General features: G+C 71.4%; 13 protein-coding genes. 3 read left to right on the forward strand and 10 right to left on the reverse strand.

Annotation, left to right across the window (positions count from 1 at the left end):
• Nucleotides 1–211 precede the first annotated feature (211 nt).
• On the reverse strand, nucleotides 212–3223 hold the full coding sequence (locus tag ACH4TV_RS29405) for a putative bifunctional diguanylate cyclase/phosphodiesterase (RefSeq protein ID WP_398403271.1): 3012 nt from the start codon (nucleotides 3221–3223) through the stop codon (nucleotides 212–214).
• A gap of 372 nt (nucleotides 3224–3595) precedes the next feature.
• Nucleotides 3596–4546, reverse strand: a complete 951-nt coding sequence (locus ACH4TV_RS29410) for a 2-hydroxyacid dehydrogenase (RefSeq protein ID WP_398403273.1) — start codon at nucleotides 4544–4546, stop codon at nucleotides 3596–3598.
• 76 nt (nucleotides 4547–4622) lie between these two features.
• Here ACH4TV_RS29410 and ACH4TV_RS29415 point away from each other — a divergent pair, with 76 nt between their 5' ends.
• Both ACH4TV_RS29415 and ACH4TV_RS29420 read left to right on the forward strand, forming a co-directional pair.
• Nucleotides 4623–5621: an aldo/keto reductase gene (locus tag ACH4TV_RS29415; protein ID WP_398403275.1), complete on the forward strand. Its 999-nt coding sequence runs from the start codon at nucleotides 4623–4625 to the stop codon at nucleotides 5619–5621.
• Nucleotides 5622–5714: 93 nt separating this feature from the next.
• Nucleotides 5715–6902, forward strand: a complete 1188-nt coding sequence (locus ACH4TV_RS29420; RefSeq protein ID WP_398403277.1) for a PQQ-dependent sugar dehydrogenase — start codon at nucleotides 5715–5717, stop codon at nucleotides 6900–6902.
• Here the strand turns inward: ACH4TV_RS29420 and ACH4TV_RS29425 are convergent.
• The 8 genes from ACH4TV_RS29425 to ACH4TV_RS29460 all read right to left on the reverse strand — a co-directional run bounded on the left by ACH4TV_RS29425 (nucleotide 6890) and on the right by ACH4TV_RS29460 (nucleotide 15098).
• Nucleotides 6890–7108: a DUF6191 domain-containing protein gene (locus ACH4TV_RS29425; protein ID WP_398403279.1), complete on the reverse strand. Its 219-nt coding sequence runs from the start codon at nucleotides 7106–7108 to the stop codon at nucleotides 6890–6892. The two genes, ACH4TV_RS29420 and ACH4TV_RS29425, sit on opposite strands and share 13 nt — an antisense overlap.
• 36 nt (nucleotides 7109–7144) lie before the next feature.
• The gene (locus ACH4TV_RS29430; RefSeq protein WP_398403281.1) at nucleotides 7145–7402 is read right to left on the reverse strand and encodes a type II toxin-antitoxin system RelE/ParE family toxin; all 258 of its coding nucleotides are present in this window, start codon (nucleotides 7400–7402) and stop codon (nucleotides 7145–7147) included.
• Between the two features lie 31 nt (nucleotides 7403–7433).
• Nucleotides 7434–10481, reverse strand: coding sequence for an AAA family ATPase (locus ACH4TV_RS29435; protein ID WP_398403566.1), 3048 nt, complete (start codon nucleotides 10479–10481; stop codon nucleotides 7434–7436).
• 233 nt (nucleotides 10482–10714) lie between these two features.
• The gene (locus ACH4TV_RS29440) at nucleotides 10715–10900 is read right to left on the reverse strand and encodes a hypothetical protein (protein ID WP_398403283.1); all 186 of its coding nucleotides are present in this window, start codon (nucleotides 10898–10900) and stop codon (nucleotides 10715–10717) included.
• A gap of 205 nt (nucleotides 10901–11105) precedes the next feature.
• Complete coding sequence (locus ACH4TV_RS29445; RefSeq protein ID WP_398403285.1) at nucleotides 11106–11717, reverse strand: hypothetical protein; 612 nt, start codon at nucleotides 11715–11717, stop codon at nucleotides 11106–11108.
• Nucleotides 11718–11752: 35 nt separating this feature from the next.
• Nucleotides 11753–12328, reverse strand: coding sequence for a GNAT family N-acetyltransferase (locus ACH4TV_RS29450; RefSeq protein WP_398403287.1), 576 nt, complete (start codon nucleotides 12326–12328; stop codon nucleotides 11753–11755).
• On the reverse strand, nucleotides 12306–14591 hold the full coding sequence (locus tag ACH4TV_RS29455; RefSeq protein WP_398403568.1) for an MMPL family transporter: 2286 nt from the start codon (nucleotides 14589–14591) through the stop codon (nucleotides 12306–12308). The genes ACH4TV_RS29450 and ACH4TV_RS29455 overlap by 23 nt, the downstream gene beginning before the upstream one ends.
• Before the next feature lie 225 nt (nucleotides 14592–14816).
• The gene (locus tag ACH4TV_RS29460) at nucleotides 14817–15098 is read right to left on the reverse strand and encodes a hypothetical protein (RefSeq protein WP_398403289.1); all 282 of its coding nucleotides are present in this window, start codon (nucleotides 15096–15098) and stop codon (nucleotides 14817–14819) included.
• Between the two features lie 194 nt (nucleotides 15099–15292).
• Between ACH4TV_RS29460 and ACH4TV_RS29465 the strand changes: the two genes are divergently transcribed.
• Nucleotides 15293–16105, forward strand: a complete 813-nt coding sequence (locus tag ACH4TV_RS29465) for an SAM-dependent methyltransferase (RefSeq protein ID WP_398403291.1) — start codon at nucleotides 15293–15295, stop codon at nucleotides 16103–16105.
• Nucleotides 16106–16142: the final 37 nt, after the last annotated feature.

Below are 16142 nucleotides of genomic sequence, written 5' to 3' on the forward strand. Positions count from 1 at the left end.
GGTGTGCGTTGCGATTGCGTCGCTGTTCGACCGGTTCCGGTGCAACAAAAAACCCCTCGTGCCGGGAGGCAAGCGAGGGGAGCGCGCCGGGTGCGGTCGCTGGGAGTTCCGGGTCCGTCCGAAACGTTCACCAGCGTCAGCCGACGCGCTTTCCAAGTACGAGAATTCGGGTGCGCATGGAGTCGACCCTCCCCCCGGCGCACACCGACTGTCAAGTGGGTGGGACGGGAGTCTCATTATGTGAGCGGAGGGCCGTTCCGCCTCCGTAGACAGCGGGCACACCTGTACTTGTGTACACCCCGGAACCGCCGCCCGCGAACGCGGGCTCGGCCGGGCCGTGCGGCACCGGATAGCGGCCGGTGGACAGCGCCCGGCGCAGCCGGTACTCGTCCAGCGGCCCCGAGAAGGCCATGCCCTGGCCGTGCGTGCAGCCCATCGCACGCAGGGCGACCACCTGCTCCGGCAGGTCCACGCCGTCGGCCACGGACTCCAGACCGAGGTCATTGGCGATTCTGAGGAGTCCGCTGGTGATCTTGTGCAGCCGCGCGGACTCGACGACGCCCTCGACCAGACCGCGGTCGAGTTTCAGTACGTCGACGGGGAGCCGCCGCAGTGCCGTGATCGCCGCGTAGCCGCTGCCGAAGCCGTCCAGTGCGATCCGTACGCCGAGGCGCCGCAGGGCGTTCAGCCGGCGCTCCAGCTCGTCCAGGGAGACCCGGGGGTCGGTGTCCGCCAGCTCGATCACCAGGGCACCGGTGGCGAGCCCGTGCCGGGTCAGCAGGGTCTCGATCGATCCGAGGGGCAGGGAGCGGTCTAGGAGCCGCCGGGCGCTTATCCGGACGGCTACGGGTACGGCGAGGCCGGTCGCGGCGCGTTCGGCGGCCTGTTCGACGGCCTCCTCCAGCATCCAGCGGCCCAGCTCGGCGGTCTTGTCGCTGTCCTCGGCGACGCGCAGGAACTCTGCGGGCGTGAAGAGCACTCCCTGGGAGGAGCGCCAGCGCGCCTGGGCGGAGACCGATGTGATCCGGCCGTTCTCCAGCGCCACCACGGGCTGGTGCTGGAGCACGAACTGTCCGTCGTGGAGTGCGGCCCGCAGGCGCGTGGCCAGCTCCGCCTTCCGGACGACGTCCTGCTGCATCTGGGGGGCGTAGAGCTCGACGCGGCCCTTGCCGGAGGCCTTGGCGCGGTACATCGCCAGGTCCGCGTTGCGCAGCAGCTCACCCGCACCGAGGCCGGGCTCGGCGAAGGCGACGCCGATGGAGGCGTTGACACGGACATCGTTGCCGTCGATCTCGTACGGCTGCGAGAGCGTGAGCCGCAGCCTGTCGGCGAGTTCCATTATGTGACGTTCGCGGGCGGTACGGTCCCGGGTGCCGTCGCCGACGATCAGGGCGGCGAACTCGTCACCGCCGAGGCGGGAGGCGGTGTCGCCGTACCGGACCGCGTCCTGGAGTCTGCGGGCGGCCTGGACGAGCAGTTCGTCCCCGGCCTGGTGCCCGATCGTGTCGTTGACGGCCTTGAAGCCGTCGAGGTCGATGAAGAGGACGGCCGTGCCGCGGTCGGTGGAGCGGCGGCCGGACAGCGCCTGCTGGACCCGCTTGGTGAACAGCGCGCGGTTGGGCAGGTCGGTGAGGGGGTCGTGCTCGGCGTTGTGCTGCAACTGCGCCTGGAGGCGCACACGTTCGGTGACGTCCCGGCTGTTGAAGATCAGGCCGCCGTGGTGCCGGTTGACCGTGGACTCGACGTTCAGCCAGCCTCCCCCACTCTCGGCTTCACCCGAGCGGGAGGTACCCCCACCGCCGGCCTTGAAGCGGCACTCGATGCGGGTGGTGGGTTCGTCATCGGGGCTGGCGGCGAGGAAGCGGCGCACTTCGTGCACCACGCAGCCCAGGTCCTCGGGGTGGATGAGGTTGGCCAGTTCGGTACCGACGAGGTCCTCCGCGGACCGCCCGTACACCCCGGCGGCGGCCGGGCTGACGTAGCGAAGCATCCCGCTCGGAGCGGCGATCATGATGACGTCGCTGGAGCCCTGGACCAGGGAGCGGAAGTGGTTCTCCTTCTGGGCCAGTTCCTGGGTGAGGGTGATGTTGTCGAGCAGCATGATGCCCTGGCGCACGACGAGGGCGAGGACGACGGCGCCCGCGGTGATGAGCACCACGCGGTCGGGGCTGCGGCCGTTGAGGACGTTGTAGAGGATGCCCAGGGTGCACACCGCGGCGGCGAGGTACGGCGTGAGCGCGGCCAGCGAGCCGGTGATGGGCCGGGTGGCCGGATAGCGGCCGTGATCGCCTCCCGGTGCGGGCGCGTGGCCCTGTCCGGGGGCGGGCGCGTGGCCGGGGCGAGGTGCGGACGGGTGGCCGCCGGGCCTGGCCGGGCGCTGTCCTCCGGGGAGGTGTTCGTGCACCACGCGCGTGTGCCCGCTGGATTCGCCGTGGCCGGAGCCGACCCATGGCGCGTACGCCAGCAGGAGCGAGCCCGCGAACCAGCCCGCGTCGAGCAACTGGCCCGAGTGGTAGTTGTTGTGCATCAGGGGCGAGGTGAACAGGGCGTCGCAGCACACGGTCAGGGCCAGCGCGCCGATCGCGGTGTTCACCGCGGAGCGGTTCACGGTGGAGCGCCGGAAGTGCAGCGCGAGGACCATGCTGACGAGGGCGATGTCGAGCAGCGGGTACGCCAGCGACAGCGCGGCGTGCGCGACGCTCGGCCCGTCGAACTTCGCCGCCTGGGCCAGCGCGAGGCTCCAGGACAGGGTGAGCAGCGAGCCGCCGATCAGCCAGGCGTCGAGGACCATGCAGACCCAGCCGGCCCGCGTCACCGGCCGCTTGGCGAGGACCAGGAGGCCGACGATGGCGGGCGGGGCGAAGCACAGGAAGAACAGGTCGGCGTAGCTGGGACTGGGCACGTCCTGTTCGAGCACGACCTCGTACCACCCCCAGACCAGGTTGCCCAGGGCGGCCATGGCGGACGACAGCCCGAACAGCAGCCAGGCCGGTCGAAAGCGGATACGGCTACGGGCGTAGACGAAACAGGACACGGCCGCGGTGGCCGCCGCGGCGCTCAACCCGAAGTCGCCCATGATCAGGGCGAGTCGGGGGGAGCCCCAGCCGAACGCGGAACCGACGGCGTATCCCGCGCACACCAGGGCCAGTCCGAGCTGCGAGACCAGGCTCGCCCCGCCGCCCGAGACCGGCCGGCTGGCCAACAGCGCCTCGGGGGAACTCACCGGACCCTCCGAGTGTGAGCCGGGTGCGCGGCGGGTGCGGAGGGCGCGGTGTGCGCGTGCCTCCGGCGGCCGCTGTGCCGGCGGTGCTGATGATGGCTGCAGTGGCCGCGTCTGCGCGCGGCCGTGCGCCAGGGTCGCCGTCGACGGCCCCGCCGCGTCGGATCGTTCGCCCATAGGCCGTGCATCGCCCGTCGCCCCCCTCACAGTCTGAAATGTCCGTCCCCGGCGCCGAACGGTTCGCGGCGCAACCCCTGTCGGGACGATACACCAGTCTCGTCACTCAGGGACATAGTTCCTCTACGCTCCGTGACGACCAGCGGCAATACCGACACACCCCGCATCCGGGGGAACGCGGAGGGTGCCCGAAACGGACTATGCGCCGATCGTCCCCGTCGTAAGGATCACGTTCCGCAACGGCTCCTGGTTCATGAAACGACCCAACTGGTCCACCAGTAGCCGTTTCGCGCGCGGCAGGAAGGCGGAGGTCGGGCCGCCGACGTGCGGGCTGATGAGCACGCCGGGCGCCTGCCACAAGGGGTGCCCCGGGGGCAGCGGCTCGGGGTCGGTGACATCGAGGGCGGCCGTGAGGCGCCCGGACTCCAGCTCGGCCAGCAGCGCCTTGGTGTCGACGACGGGCCCGCGGGCCACGTTCACGAGCAGTGCGCCGTCCTTCATGCGCGCCAGGAAATCGCCGTTCACCAGCCCTCTTGTCTGCTCGGTGAGGGGTGTGGAAAGGATCACGACATCCGCTGCGGGCAGCAGGGCGGGCAGTTCGGTGAGCGGATGCACCGGTCCGCGCGCCGTGGTGCGCTCAGAGCGCGCGACGCGCGCCACCCGCGCGAGCTCGAAGGGCGCGAGCCGGTCCTCGATGGCGGCGCCGATCGACCCGTACCCGACGATGAGAACGGTCTTGTCGGCGAGTGCGGGACGGAACCCGCCCCGCCACTCCCCCTTGTCCTGGGCCCGCACGAAGTCGGGGATGCCGCGCAACGAGGCCAGGATGAGGGCGAGGGCCAGTTCGCCGGTGCTCGCCTCGTGCACACCACGCGCGTTGCACAGCCGTACGCCCGGGCGCAGGTGCCCGAGCCCGGGCTGGATGTTGTCGACCCCGGCGGACAGCGTCTGCAGCACCTGGACGCTGGTCATGTCGGGCAGGGGGCGTACGCAGTCCTCGACGGGCTTCATGTACGGCACGACGTAGAACGCGCAGTCGGCCGGGTCCCCGGGGTAGTCGTGATCGCCGTTCCAGAAAAGGTAGTCGGGCCCTTCGGGGAGGCCCTCGATCTCCTCCGGAGGGATGGGGAGCCACACGTCAGCAGTCATGCTCACGAGCGTAGGCGAACCCCTGTGCGTACAGAGGTTAGGTTTGGGGGGCGAGGAGAGAGAGGTTCACGACCAGGTGGAGCGCAGGACGATCGGCGCGGCGGCGCTCGAAGTGGGGGCCGTGGGCCTCGGGTGCATGCCGATGAGCTGGGCGTACAGCGCCTCTCGGCAGCGCGGCGAGGAGTCGGTGCGGGCCGTGCACCGGGCCCTGGACGAGGGCTCGACGCTCCTGGACACGGCCGACATGTACGGCCCGTTCACCAATGAGCTGCTGGTGGGACGGGTGCTGAGGGAACGGCGCCGGGACGCCTTCGTGTCGACGAAGGTCGGCCTGCTGGTCGGCGATCAGCACATCGTCGCCAACGGCCGCCCCGGATACGTGAAACGGGCGTGCGACGCCTCGCTGCGGCGCTTGCAGACGGACGTCATCGACCTCTACCACCTGCACCGCGCGGACCCCGAGGTTCCCGTCGAGGAGACCTGGGGTGCGCTGGCGGAACTCGTACAGGCGGGAAAAGTACGGGCGTTGGGGCTGTCCGCGATGGGTGCGCACCCCGGGCGCCGGTCGGGGGCGCGGCTGCACGACGCGACGATCCGCCAGTTGGAGCGGGTGCAGCAGGTGTTTCCCGTCAGTGCCGTGCAGGCCGAGTTGTCGGTGTGGTCGACGGAGGCGCTGGAGACGCTGCTGCCGTGGTGCGTGGCGCGCGGGGTCGGTTTCCTCGCGGCGATGCCTCTGGGTAACGGCTTCCTGACCGGGACGCTGACGCCGGGCGAGGGTTTCGAGCCGGAGGACATCCGCGCCCGCCATCCCCGCTTCACGGCCGAGATGACGGCCGCGAACCAGCCGATCGTGGCGGGCCTGCGCCGGGTGGCGCGACGGAACGGTCCGGAGGTCACCCCGGCGCAGGTCGCGCTGGCGTGGGTACTCGCGCAGGGCCGGCACGTGGTGCCGGTGCCGGGGACGAAGCAGGAGCGGTGGGTGGCGCAGAACGCGGGGGCGGCCCGGCTGCGGCTGTCTGCGGCGGACCTGGCGGAGGTGGCGGCGCTGCCCCGGGCCCAGGGGTCGTGGGACTGACGGGCAGGTGGATACCTTCGAAAGATCGGGAACTCGTGGGGCGCCGGCGGTGTATGACAAGGAGAACCCATCCGCGTCGAAGGGACCACGATCGTGCAACGTAGAGCTGTGACGGCCGTACTGGCCGCAGCCACGCTCCTGCTCACGGCCGCCTGCTCCTCCGACGAGGGAGGAGGCGGCGGTGGCTCGGGCGGCAACGACAGCGCGTCTCCGAGTGGCACGAGCGGTACGAGTCCGCAGTCGACGTCGTCGCCCTCCGCACGGGCGACCAAGGAGGCCCCGCCGGCCAAGGGCTCGGTGAAGGTGGTGCGCACGGTCACCGAGGATCTGAAGAGCCCCTGGGGCCTGGCCCCGCTGCCGGACGGCGGCCTGCTGGTCTCCTCCCGTGACGAGGGCACCATCACGCGGGTCGACACGGAGACCGGCAAAAAGACGGAGCTGGGCGAGGTGCCGGGCGTCTCCCCGGCCGGCGAGGGCGGTCTGATGGGCCTCGCGCTGTCCCCTTCGTTCGCCTCGGACCATCTGGTCTACGCGTACTTCACGACGGAGTCGGACAACCGCATCGCCCGCATGCTGTACGAGGAGGAGAAGCCGGCGGGCCAGCAGCTGGGCGCCCCCGACACTGTCTTCCGGGGCATCCCGAAGGGGTACATCCACAACGGCGGCCGGATCGCCTTCGGCCCGGACAAGATGCTGTACGCGGGCACGGGCGAGAGCGGCGACACGGGGCTGTCCCAGGACAGGTCGTCGCTGGGCGGCAAGATCCTGCGCATGACCCCGGAGGGCGAACCGGCGCCGGGCAACCCGTTCCCCGACTCCGCCGTGTATTCGTACGGCCACCGCAATGTGCAGGGTCTGGCCTGGGACTCCGAGCAGCGTCTGTTCGCCGCGGAGTTCGGCCAGGACACCTGGGACGAGCTGAACCAGATCACGCCGGGCGACAACTACGGCTGGCCGGAGGCGGAGGGCGACAGTGACGACGACGCGTTCCACAACCCCCTCGCCCAGTGGCGCACGGACGACGCGTCCCCCAGTGGCATCGCCTTCGCCGAGGGCTCGATATGGATGGCGGGGCTGAGGGGCCAGCGCCTGTGGCGCGTCCCCCTGGAGGGCACGGAGGCCTCGGCCGACCCGCAGGCGTTCCTGGAGGGCGAGTACGGCAGGCTCCGTACGGTGGTGTCGGCGGGCGGCGACAAGCTGTGGCTGGTGACGAGCGAGACGGACGGCAGGGGGTCGCCGGAGGGCGGGGACGACCGGATTCTGGAACTTCAGGTGACCTGAGGAGGATCCGACTGCGCTGCCTGCTCCGGCTCCGGTTCTTCGGGCTGCTCGGACCGGCGTACGACGACCTTTCCGGACGCGAGATCTATAGGCCCGCGTCCGGGATCGCCGTCGCCGACGTCCTCACGGGTCAGTTCCAGGCGGTTCTGTTCGTCGCGGGTGTGCTTGCGGCCTGGTGCGAAGAGCTCCTCGAAGGCGTTGAACATCTCTTCCCCTTTCCCTGGCCGAGTGACAGAGGGTGATCAGTCGTCGAGGAGCGCCTGGTCGAGGAGCGCCACGGAGACAAGGATCAGGAAGGCTCGGTGGACCATGTAGTCGACGGTCAGGCCTGAGGCGACGGAGACGACGCGGATGTCCTCGCCGCTCACCGCCTGCGACACCGGCGTGAAGGGATCCTCGGCCAGTTTCTGGAGGCCTCGCTCCAGCAGCTTGCGACGGCCCTCGGGAAGGGCATCACGCTGCGCGGCAGCGCGCTCGGTGAACTCGATCTGGTACAGCACAGCCCCTCCGTGGTACGTGGGTCTGCTGCCATTATCCCGCCGTCAGACGATCCCCGGCCCCCGCCGGGAACAGCCCCAGCCGGTGTGCCACCGCAGCCGCTTCCCCGCGCCCTGAAACGCCCAGCTTGCCCAGGATGTTGGAGACGTGGACGCTCGCCGTCTTCGGGGAGATGAAGAGTTCCTCGGCGATCTGGCGGTTGGTGCGGCCGGCGGAGACCAGACGCAGGACGTCTCGTTCGCGGCTGGTCAGGCCCAGGGACTCGGCCGGATCGGCGGCGGGAAGGGCGCGGCCGGGCGTGGGGGTCAGGGTGAGGCGGGCGCGCTGGGCGAGGAGGGTGACGGCGTCGGCGAGGGGGCGGGCGCCCAGGTGGTCGGCGACGGCGACGGCCAGGCGGAGCAGCTCGGTCGCCCGGTCGCGGTCGGCGGGCTCGGCGCCGTCCGTCAGCAGGGCCTCGGCGAGCCGGTGGCGGACCCTGGCGAGGTCGTACGGGCGGTCCAGGACCTCGAAGGCGGTGACGATCCGCGACCAGGTGCCGGGGGTGGCGGTGCCGTCGGCGCGCTGGAGTTCGGCGCGCACCCATTGTTCGTGGGCGAGCCAGACGGGGGCGCCCGTGGTGAGTGTCCTGACGGTGTCGCGGATGCGGGCGAGGGTCTCGGCGCGGCCCGCCTCGACCATGGGCAGGGCGCGGGCGTCGGCCTCCGCGGTGGCGGCGGCGAGGAGCAGCGGCCAGCCGTAGCGCTGGGTGCCGGGCGGGAAACCGGTGTCCAGGACGTGGGCCAGTTCGGTGCGCGCGTCGAGGAGGCGGCCCTCGGCGGCGGCCACACCTATCGCGATGCGGGCGAGCGGCAGCGACTGCTGGGGCATGGGGTCGTGGGAGCCGAAGTGGGCGCGGGCGGCGGCCAGTCGGGTCGCGGACTCGGCCACGTCGCCCCGGCTCAGCGCGAGGTGGGCCAGGCAGACGGCGCTCGCGCCCTGAGGCTTCTCGCTGTGGCCGCGCAGCAGCGCGTTCGCCCCGGCCTCGACGGCCTCGTCCCAGCGGCCCAGGGAGTACAGCGACTCGGAGAGGTTGCCCCACACCCAGGCCTCGGAGTCCAGCTGCCCGAACTTCCGCGCGTAGGCGATGCCCTCCTCCAGGATCGGGACCGCTTCCTGGGAGCGGCCGACCGATTCGAGTGCGGACGGCAGGTTCGTATAGGCGCGTCCCACGACGAACGGGATGTGGTCCTCGACGGCCCGTTCCTTCACCTCGTGCATCTCCGCGAGCGCCTCTTCGAGGTCACCCGCGTCGACCATGAGGCCGCCGAGGGTGAGGCGGGCGCCCATCTCGATCTCGCGGGCGCCCACCATGCGCGCGTACTCCACCGCGCGTTCGGCCGCCGCGACGGCTTCGGGGCCCGGGCAGTGCAGCATCGACCAGGTGGCGCCGCTGGCCAGGACCTCGGCGTGGACCTCCGAGGGCGGCAGACCGCGGACGAGTTCCTGCGCGGTGCCCAGTTCCTGCCAGCCGTCGCCACGGGACAGGGCCTGGACCAGGCGGGAGCGCTGGCACCAGAACCAGGCGGCGCGCAGTGGGTCGCCGTCGTCCTCCAGGAGGTGCAGCGCGCGCTTGATGATCTTCAGCGCGCGTTCACGCTCCCCGCACAGCCGGCCGGCGACGGCGGCCTCGGCCATGAGGTCCAGGTAGCGCAGGGGGGTGGTGGCGGGATCGCAGCCGCGGGGCGGGTAGACCTCGGTGTAGTCGACGGGGCGGAGCGTGGCCCGTACGGCGTCGGGGGTGGCGTCCCACAGCTCCATCGCCCGTTCCAGCAGCCGTAGTTGCTCGGAGTGGGCGTACCGGCGCCGGGCGGTGACGGAGGCGTCCAGGACGGCGGGGAGGGCCTTGGCCGGGTCGTGGGCGTGGTACCAGTAGCTGGCCAGGCGCATGACACGTTCGCCGGCGGGGACGAGCGTGGGGTCGGCCTCCAGGGCTTCGGCGTACCGGCGGTTGAGGCGGGAGCGTTCGCCCGGCAGCAGGTCGTCGGCGACGGCCTCGCGGACCAGGGAGTGGCGGAAGCGGTAGCCGTCGCCGGCCGGGGTGGCAAGCAGGAGGTTGGCGCCGACGGCCGCGCGCAGCGCCTCGATGAGGTCGTCCTCGACGAGGCCCGCGACGGCGGCGAGCAGCCGGTACTCGACGGTGGAGCCGCCCTCGGCAACGATCCGGGCGACCCGCTGGGCGCTCTCGGGCAGGCTCTCGACGCGGACGAGGAGGAGGTCGCGGAGGGTGTCGGTGAGGCGGGTGCGGCAGCCCTCGTGGGCGGCGACGGCGAGTTCCTCGACGAAGAAGGCGTTGCCGTCGGAGCGGTCGAAGATCTCGTCGACCTGGGCCGGTTCGGGTTCGGCGGCGAGGATGCCGGCGATCTGGCGGCACACTTCGGTGCGGTTGAAGCGGCTCAGCTCGATCCGGCGGACCGTGCGCAGCCGGTCCAGTTCGGCGAGCAGGGGACGCAGCGGATGGCGGCGGTGGATGTCGTCGGCACGGTAGGTGGCGAGGACGACGAGGCGGCCGGTGCGCAGGGTGCGGAAGAGGTAGGCGAGGAGGTGGCGGGTGGAGGCGTCGGCCCAGTGGAGGTCTTCGAGGGCGACGACGACCGTGCGGTCGGCGGCGACGCGCTCCAGGAGGCGGGCGGTGAGTTCGAAGAGGCGTGCCATGCCCTCCTCGTCGTGCCGTCCGGCGCCGGTCTCGCCCAACTCGGGGAGCAGCCGGGCCAGTTCCTCTTCCTGCCCGGCAGCGGCGGCGGCCAACTCGGCGGGCAGAGCACGCCGGAGGGCGCGCAGGGCGGTGGAGAAGGGCGCGAAGGGCAGTCCGTCGGCGCCGATCTCGACGCAGCCGCCGAGCGCGACGACGGCGCCCCGGCCGGAGGCGGCGCCGGCGAACTCCTCGACCAGCCGTGTCTTTCCGACCCCGGCCTCCCCGCCGAGCAGCAGCGCCTGCGGTTCACCGGCGGCGGCACGGGCGAGCGCGTCGTGCAGCACTCCGAGTTCATCGGCGCGACCGACGAACACGGGACTGACGGACCTGGTTTCCACGGGCCAGAGCATCGCACAGGGCTCTGACATCGCGGGACTGGTTATTGCGCCGATGGGCAGGGCGCGGGGCGCGGTGACGGACGGGCCGGTCGCCGAGACGGCAACCGGCCCGTTGCGGGTCGTGGGGCGGACGGCCGCGGTGTGCGCGGGGAGGAGCGACGCCGCGGGATCAGCGGTACCGGACACGTGGCGACCGGCTTCCGAGCTGCTGGATTCCGCACGGCCGTCCGCCCGTCCCTCCGTGCTCACGCGGCCCGGGTGAACCAGTGCCGGCGCTGGCCGCCGGGATGCACCTCGCCCTCGGCGGCGCGGCTCGCGGCCTCGCGGCGGGCGGCGCGGGCGCCACGGACCGCTTCCCGGGCCAGGCGCTGGTCCGCGGCCTCGCGGCGCAGTTCGGCGGAACGGATCTGGTGGAGTTCGTACTCGAACATGGTGTGCCCCTCACGTCCCTGACGGGATCGGCCGGTCATCGCTTTCTGCGATGTCTCAACCTTCGTCTCCCAGGGGGGTCCGCCACATCGGGAGAGTTCCGCATCTTCCGAGGGGGTGGGGGCCTTAGAAACAGGTGAGGGGCCCCAGCCGGACCGTAAGGTACTTACGGTCGGCCTAAGGCCCCTCTTGACCTGCGGTGACGCGTCAGGACACGGAAGGTACGCCGAGGATGACGTCGGTGTACTTGAGGACCGCCAGGAGCAGTCCGAGGACACCGAGCGCGACGCCCGCCCAGGAGACCGACCTGATCCAGACCGGCTGCGGCTTGCCCGGGGCGCCGAACGCGGGCCGGGCGATGGCCGCGACACCGACGAGCAGCGCGGCCAGCGCGAAGATGCCGCCCCACAGCGCGGTGGCCTGCCAGGCGTCGCCGTAGATCGCCTCGACCTGGTTGGCGACGCTCGCGGACGACGCGGCCTGCATCTCCAGCTGGCCGTTGATCCCCTCGCGTGCGCCGGCGACCGTGCCCACCCAGCTGCCGGTGAGCGAGACGAAGCCGAGCACGGCGGACACGACGGCGGCGACGCCCTGGCCCACGCCGGAGGGGCCTTCCTTCTCGGCCCCGGCCTCCAGGTCGTCGCCCTCGTACTCGTCCGCGTCGCCCAGGACCTCGACCTCGGCCTCGGTCTCAGCCGTGGTCTCGGTCGGCTGCTCGCCCTTGGTGATGTCCACCGTCTCCCCGCCGCTCTTCGCGTCGTCGCTCTTCGCCTCGGTACCGGTCTCGGCGCCGGTCTCGTCTGCTGTCTTGGTTCCCATACCTCGCACCGTACGGACGTCGTCTGAGAAGTTCCTTAATGATCCTTGTGAGCCGCACGCGCGCGTGTCGCGTGCCACTCGGGCGCGAGTACCGACCAGATCTCGGTGTCCTGGCGGACGCCCCGGTGCGGATAGTTCGCCCGCAGCAGGCCCTCACGGCTCATGCCCAGCCGCCGCGCCACGTTGATGCTCGCTTCGTTGGCGGACGACGCGTGCCACTCCACACGGTGGATGCCGCGTACGTCAATCGCCCAGTCGATGAGGACCCGCATCGCGCGCGTGATCAGGCCGCGTCCGGTACCGGCCGGTTCCAGCCAGCAGCCGACCTCGCAGTTGCCGTGCTCCGCACTGAAGTTGAGGAACAGGACGCCGCCGACGAGCTTCCCGTCCAGCCAGATGCCGTGCAGCGACCCGGTGTCGGCGGCGCGCTGGTCGGCGTACCGCTGGATCTGTTCCCGCGCGGAGTCGAGGTCCGTGGACTTCATGCCGAACGGGATGTGCCGGGTGATGAAGTCCCGTCCCCGGTCGAGGTGCGCGAGGAACTCCTCGGCGTGCCAGGGCTCCAGGGGTCGCAGTTCGGCGCCGTCGTCACCCAGGGATATCGCGTACATCCTGCGGTTGCTCCTTCACGAGTACGTCCATGACGCTCATGACATCCACGTCAGTTACGTCCGGCATGCTCGCACGGGCAGCCTCGTCGACGCCCGGCATTTGCGCGCCGGCGTCACGGCGTTCGGGCGGCTCGATACTGATGCGCGGCAGGCGCCGGTCGAGCCAGCGGGGCAGCCACCAGTTGGCGCCGCCGAGCAGATGCATCAGCGCGGGCACCAGGAGCGTACGCAGGACGAAGGCGTCGAGGGCCACGGCGGCGGCCAGCGCGATGCCGAACATGGCGATCACGCGGTCACCGGAGAGGACGAAGGCGAGGAAGACGGAGATCATGATGACCGCCGCGGAGTTGATCACGCGGCTGGTCTCGGCGAGGCCGACCCGGACGGCCCGCCGGTTGTCGCCGGTCTCCAGCCACTCCTCGTACATCCGGCTGACCAGGAAGACCTGGTAGTCCATGGAGAGCCCGAAGAGGACCGAGACCATGATCACGGGCAGGAAGGGCTCGATCGGGCCCGCGCTGCCCAGGCCCAGCAGCTCGCTCCCCCAGCCCCACTGGAAGATCGCGACGACGACGCCGAACGAGGAGGCGACGGCGGCGACGTTCATCGCGGCGGCCTTGAGCGGGATGCCGATCGACCGGAACGCGAGCAGGAGCAGCAGACAGCCCAGGCCGATCACGACGCCGACGAACAGCGGCAGCTTGCCGATGATCACATCCGCGAAGTCGTCGTAACTCGCCGTGACCCCGCCGACCTGGAGGTCGAGCGAGGTGCCGGTCTCCGCGCGCGGGAGCACGTTCTCGCGCAGCCGCTCCACCAGGTCACTGGTCCTGGCGGACTGCGGAGAGGACTCCGGTACGACGGTGAGGTACCCGGCGGAACCGTCCGCGCTGTAGGTCACCGGCGAGGCCGAGGCGACGCCGTCGGTGGTCCGGATGGTGGCGGCGAGGTTGTCGAGGACGAGCTTGTCCTCGGCGTCGGAGACGGGCGTGACCAGGGTGAGCGGGCCGTTGACGCCGGGGCCGAATCCGTCCGCGAGGAGGTCGTAGGCCTGGCGGGTGGTCGTCGACCGGGGGTTGTTCCCCTGGTCGGAGGTGCCGAGGTGGAGCGAGAAGGTGGGCAGGGCGAGCACCGCCATGACGACCAGGGCGGCGGCGCCGAGCAGCTTGGGGTGGCGTTCGACGAACGCGGACCAGCGGGCGGCGAACCCGGTGGGCAGCTCCGGCTCGGGCCCGTGCTCGGCCAGCCTGCGCCGCTCGCGCCGGCTCAGGGCGCGGGGCCCGATGAAGGAGAGCAGGGCCGGGAGAAGGGTCACGGAGGCCGCGACGGTCAGGACCACCGTCAGCGAGGCGGCGATCGCGACCCCGTTGAGGAAGCCGAGCCGCAGTATCAGCATCCCGAGCAGCGCGATGCAAACGGTCGCACCCGCGAAGACGACGGCGCGTCCTGTGGTCCTGACGGCGTTGACGGCCGCCTCGGCAACCGGCAGGCCCCGTTTGAGCCCGCGTCGGTGCCTGGTGACGATGAACAGGGCGTAGTCGATGCCGACGCCGAGTCCGATCAGCATGCCGAGCATGGGCGCGAAGTCGGCGACGGTCATGGCGTGGCCGAGCAGCACGATCCCGGCGTAGGCCGTGCCGACGCTGACCAGTGCGGTGGCGATGGGCAGCGCGGAGGCGGCGAGCGAGCCGAAGGCGAGGAACAGCACGACGGCCGCGACGACCACGCCCACGGCCTCGGCGAGATGCCCGCCGGACGACTCGGTGAGCGCGATGGCCCCGCCGCCCAGCTCCACCTGGAGCCCGTCGGCCCGCGCCGCCTCGGCCGCGTCGACGACGGCCTGCGCCTCGCCCTTGCCGATGTCCTCGGCGGACTCGTCGAAGGTGACGGTGGCGTACGCCGTACGCCCGTCGCCGCTGATCTGGCTGCTGCTGCGGCCCTCGTACGGGCTGCCGACCGAGGCCACTCCGGGCAGGTCGGCGATCGCGTCCAGGGTGCCGGTCATCGTCTGTTCGACGTCGGCGGCACGGACCGTGCCGGCGGCGGTGTGCCAGACGACGGTGTCGGTGTCGCCGCCCAGACCGGGGAAGCCGTCCTCAAGGAGCTGGGTGGCGCGGCCCGACTCGGTGCCGGGGGCTTCGTAGTCGTTGGAGTACGCCGAGCCGACGACGGCAGCGGCGGTGGTCACGCCGGCGAAGGCGGCGAGCCAGATCAGAACGACGACGAGGCGGTGCCTGACACACCAGCGTGCGAGGACTGCCACAGACATGCTCCCTGGGTGAAAAGTGGATCTTTGCCCGGGAACAGTAGTGAATGAACAGAACAGCCCGCAAAGAAACGAATGAGCGCAAGAGTGATGCCGAACCACTGTCGCAGGCGATCGCGATCGTTTGAGTCGTTCGTGCCCTTACTCACAAGAGTGCGAGTCACGTCACAGGACAATCAGATGAACTCTGTCGCCTCTGTCGTTTCAGTCGAATCTGTCGTTTCAGTCGAACTGGTCGCCGAGTGCCATCACCATCACCCCGGCGATCAGCAGCCACAGGGCCCGCCGGGTACGCCCCCGCGCCCCCAGCACCGCCGCGAGCGCGCAGACGGCGGCGCCGAAGGCGTACGCGCCGGGCACCAGCACGGGCGCGGAGCCCGTGACACGGAGCGTCGAGGCCGCGAGGCCCGCGAGGGCCAGCAGCGCCCCGGTCCCGGTCGCCGTCCAGCGGGCCCGCCGCGCGTCCAGCACCGCGTCCTCGTACTCCTCCTCGTCTTCGTCCATGGCGCGGGAGCGTACCGCGCCCGCCTGAGAAATCCTCATGCGGGCGGCGGACGCGCACTGCTAGCGTCCGGTCGTCGACTGTCCGTACACGGCTTGTGGCCGCCCAGCTGAGCAGGTGCGTTTTTTGAAGGTCCGACCGAGCTCCTACGCATTCCGTTCTTCGTCGTCGCAGAACCCAAGGAGCCCGTTCACCGATGTCCGACATCACATCCAGGACCTCGAACGACCCTCTCGACCAGCTCACTGACCGGCTGACCCACCCCCGCCACCCGCGCAGCAACAGCTACAACGCCCGCTGGACCATCGACAACCAGATGGGCCCGCACGCCCTGTGGCTGCTGGAGTGGCTGGCCCCGGCGCTCGGCCTCGACGCCCTCCCGCCGGGCGCCCGGGTGCTCGACCTGGGCTGCGGCAAGGCCATGACGTCGGTCTTCCTCGCCAAGGAGTACGACGTCCAGGTCACCGCCGCCGACCTGTGGATCGAGCCCGCCAAGAACGCGCGCCGCATCGCCGAGGCGGGCGTCGCGGACCGGGTGCTGCCCGTGTACGCCGAGGCGCACCAACTCCCCTTCGGCGACGAGTCGTTCGACGCGATCGTGAGCATCGACGCCTACCAGTACTTCGGCACGAACGACCTGTATCTGCCGAGCCTCACCCGGCTGCTGAAGCCGGGCGGGCGGATCGGTGTCGCCATGCCCGCGCTGCGCGAGGAGCCGGACGGCGTCGAGCCGCCGGAGCACCTGAAGCCGTTCTGGGAGCCGGACTTCTGGGCGTTCCACTCCCCCGCCTGGTGGCGGCGCCAGTGGACGCGCAGCGGGGCCGTGACGGTGGAGGCCGCCGACTGGCAGCCGGACGGCTGGCGGGACTGGCTGCTGTGGAGCGAGGTCTGCGCCCAGGAGAGCACCGAGGAGTTCATGGCGGACATGGCCCGCGACCAGGTGCAGCTGATGCGCGCCGACCAGGGCCGGTCCCTGGGCTTCGTACGGGTTGTGGGGCGCCGCACGTGACATAGCGCAAGCCGAAGGGGCGCATCGGAAACCCGAT

It is taken from the genome of Streptomyces sp. NPDC020898 (assembly GCF_044333925.1).
In the GTDB taxonomy this organism is placed as follows: Bacteria; Actinomycetota; Actinomycetes; order Streptomycetales; family Streptomycetaceae; genus Streptomyces.

Coding starts and splice junctions, on each gene's coding strand:
- ACH4TV_RS29410 (WP_398403273.1), bottom strand. CDS start 4,546: ATGACTGCTGACGTGTGGCTCCCCATCCCTCCGGAGGAGATCGAGGGC.
- ACH4TV_RS29425 (WP_398403279.1), bottom strand. CDS start 7,108: ATGTTCAACGCCTTCGAGGAGCTCTTCGCACCAGGCCGCAAGCACACC.
- ACH4TV_RS29435 (WP_398403566.1), bottom strand. CDS start 10,481: ATGCTCTGGCCCGTGGAAACCAGGTCCGTCAGTCCCGTGTTCGTCGGT.
- ACH4TV_RS29440 (WP_398403283.1), bottom strand. CDS start 10,900: ATGTTCGAGTACGAACTCCACCAGATCCGTTCCGCCGAACTGCGCCGC.
- ACH4TV_RS29445 (WP_398403285.1), bottom strand. CDS start 11,717: ATGGGAACCAAGACAGCAGACGAGACCGGCGCCGAGACCGGTACCGAG.
- ACH4TV_RS29450 (WP_398403287.1), bottom strand. CDS start 12,328: ATGTACGCGATATCCCTGGGTGACGACGGCGCCGAACTGCGACCCCTG.
- ACH4TV_RS29460 (WP_398403289.1), bottom strand. CDS start 15,098: ATGGACGAAGACGAGGAGGAGTACGAGGACGCGGTGCTGGACGCGCGG.
- ACH4TV_RS29465 (WP_398403291.1), top strand. CDS start 15,293: ATGTCCGACATCACATCCAGGACCTCGAACGACCCTCTCGACCAGCTC.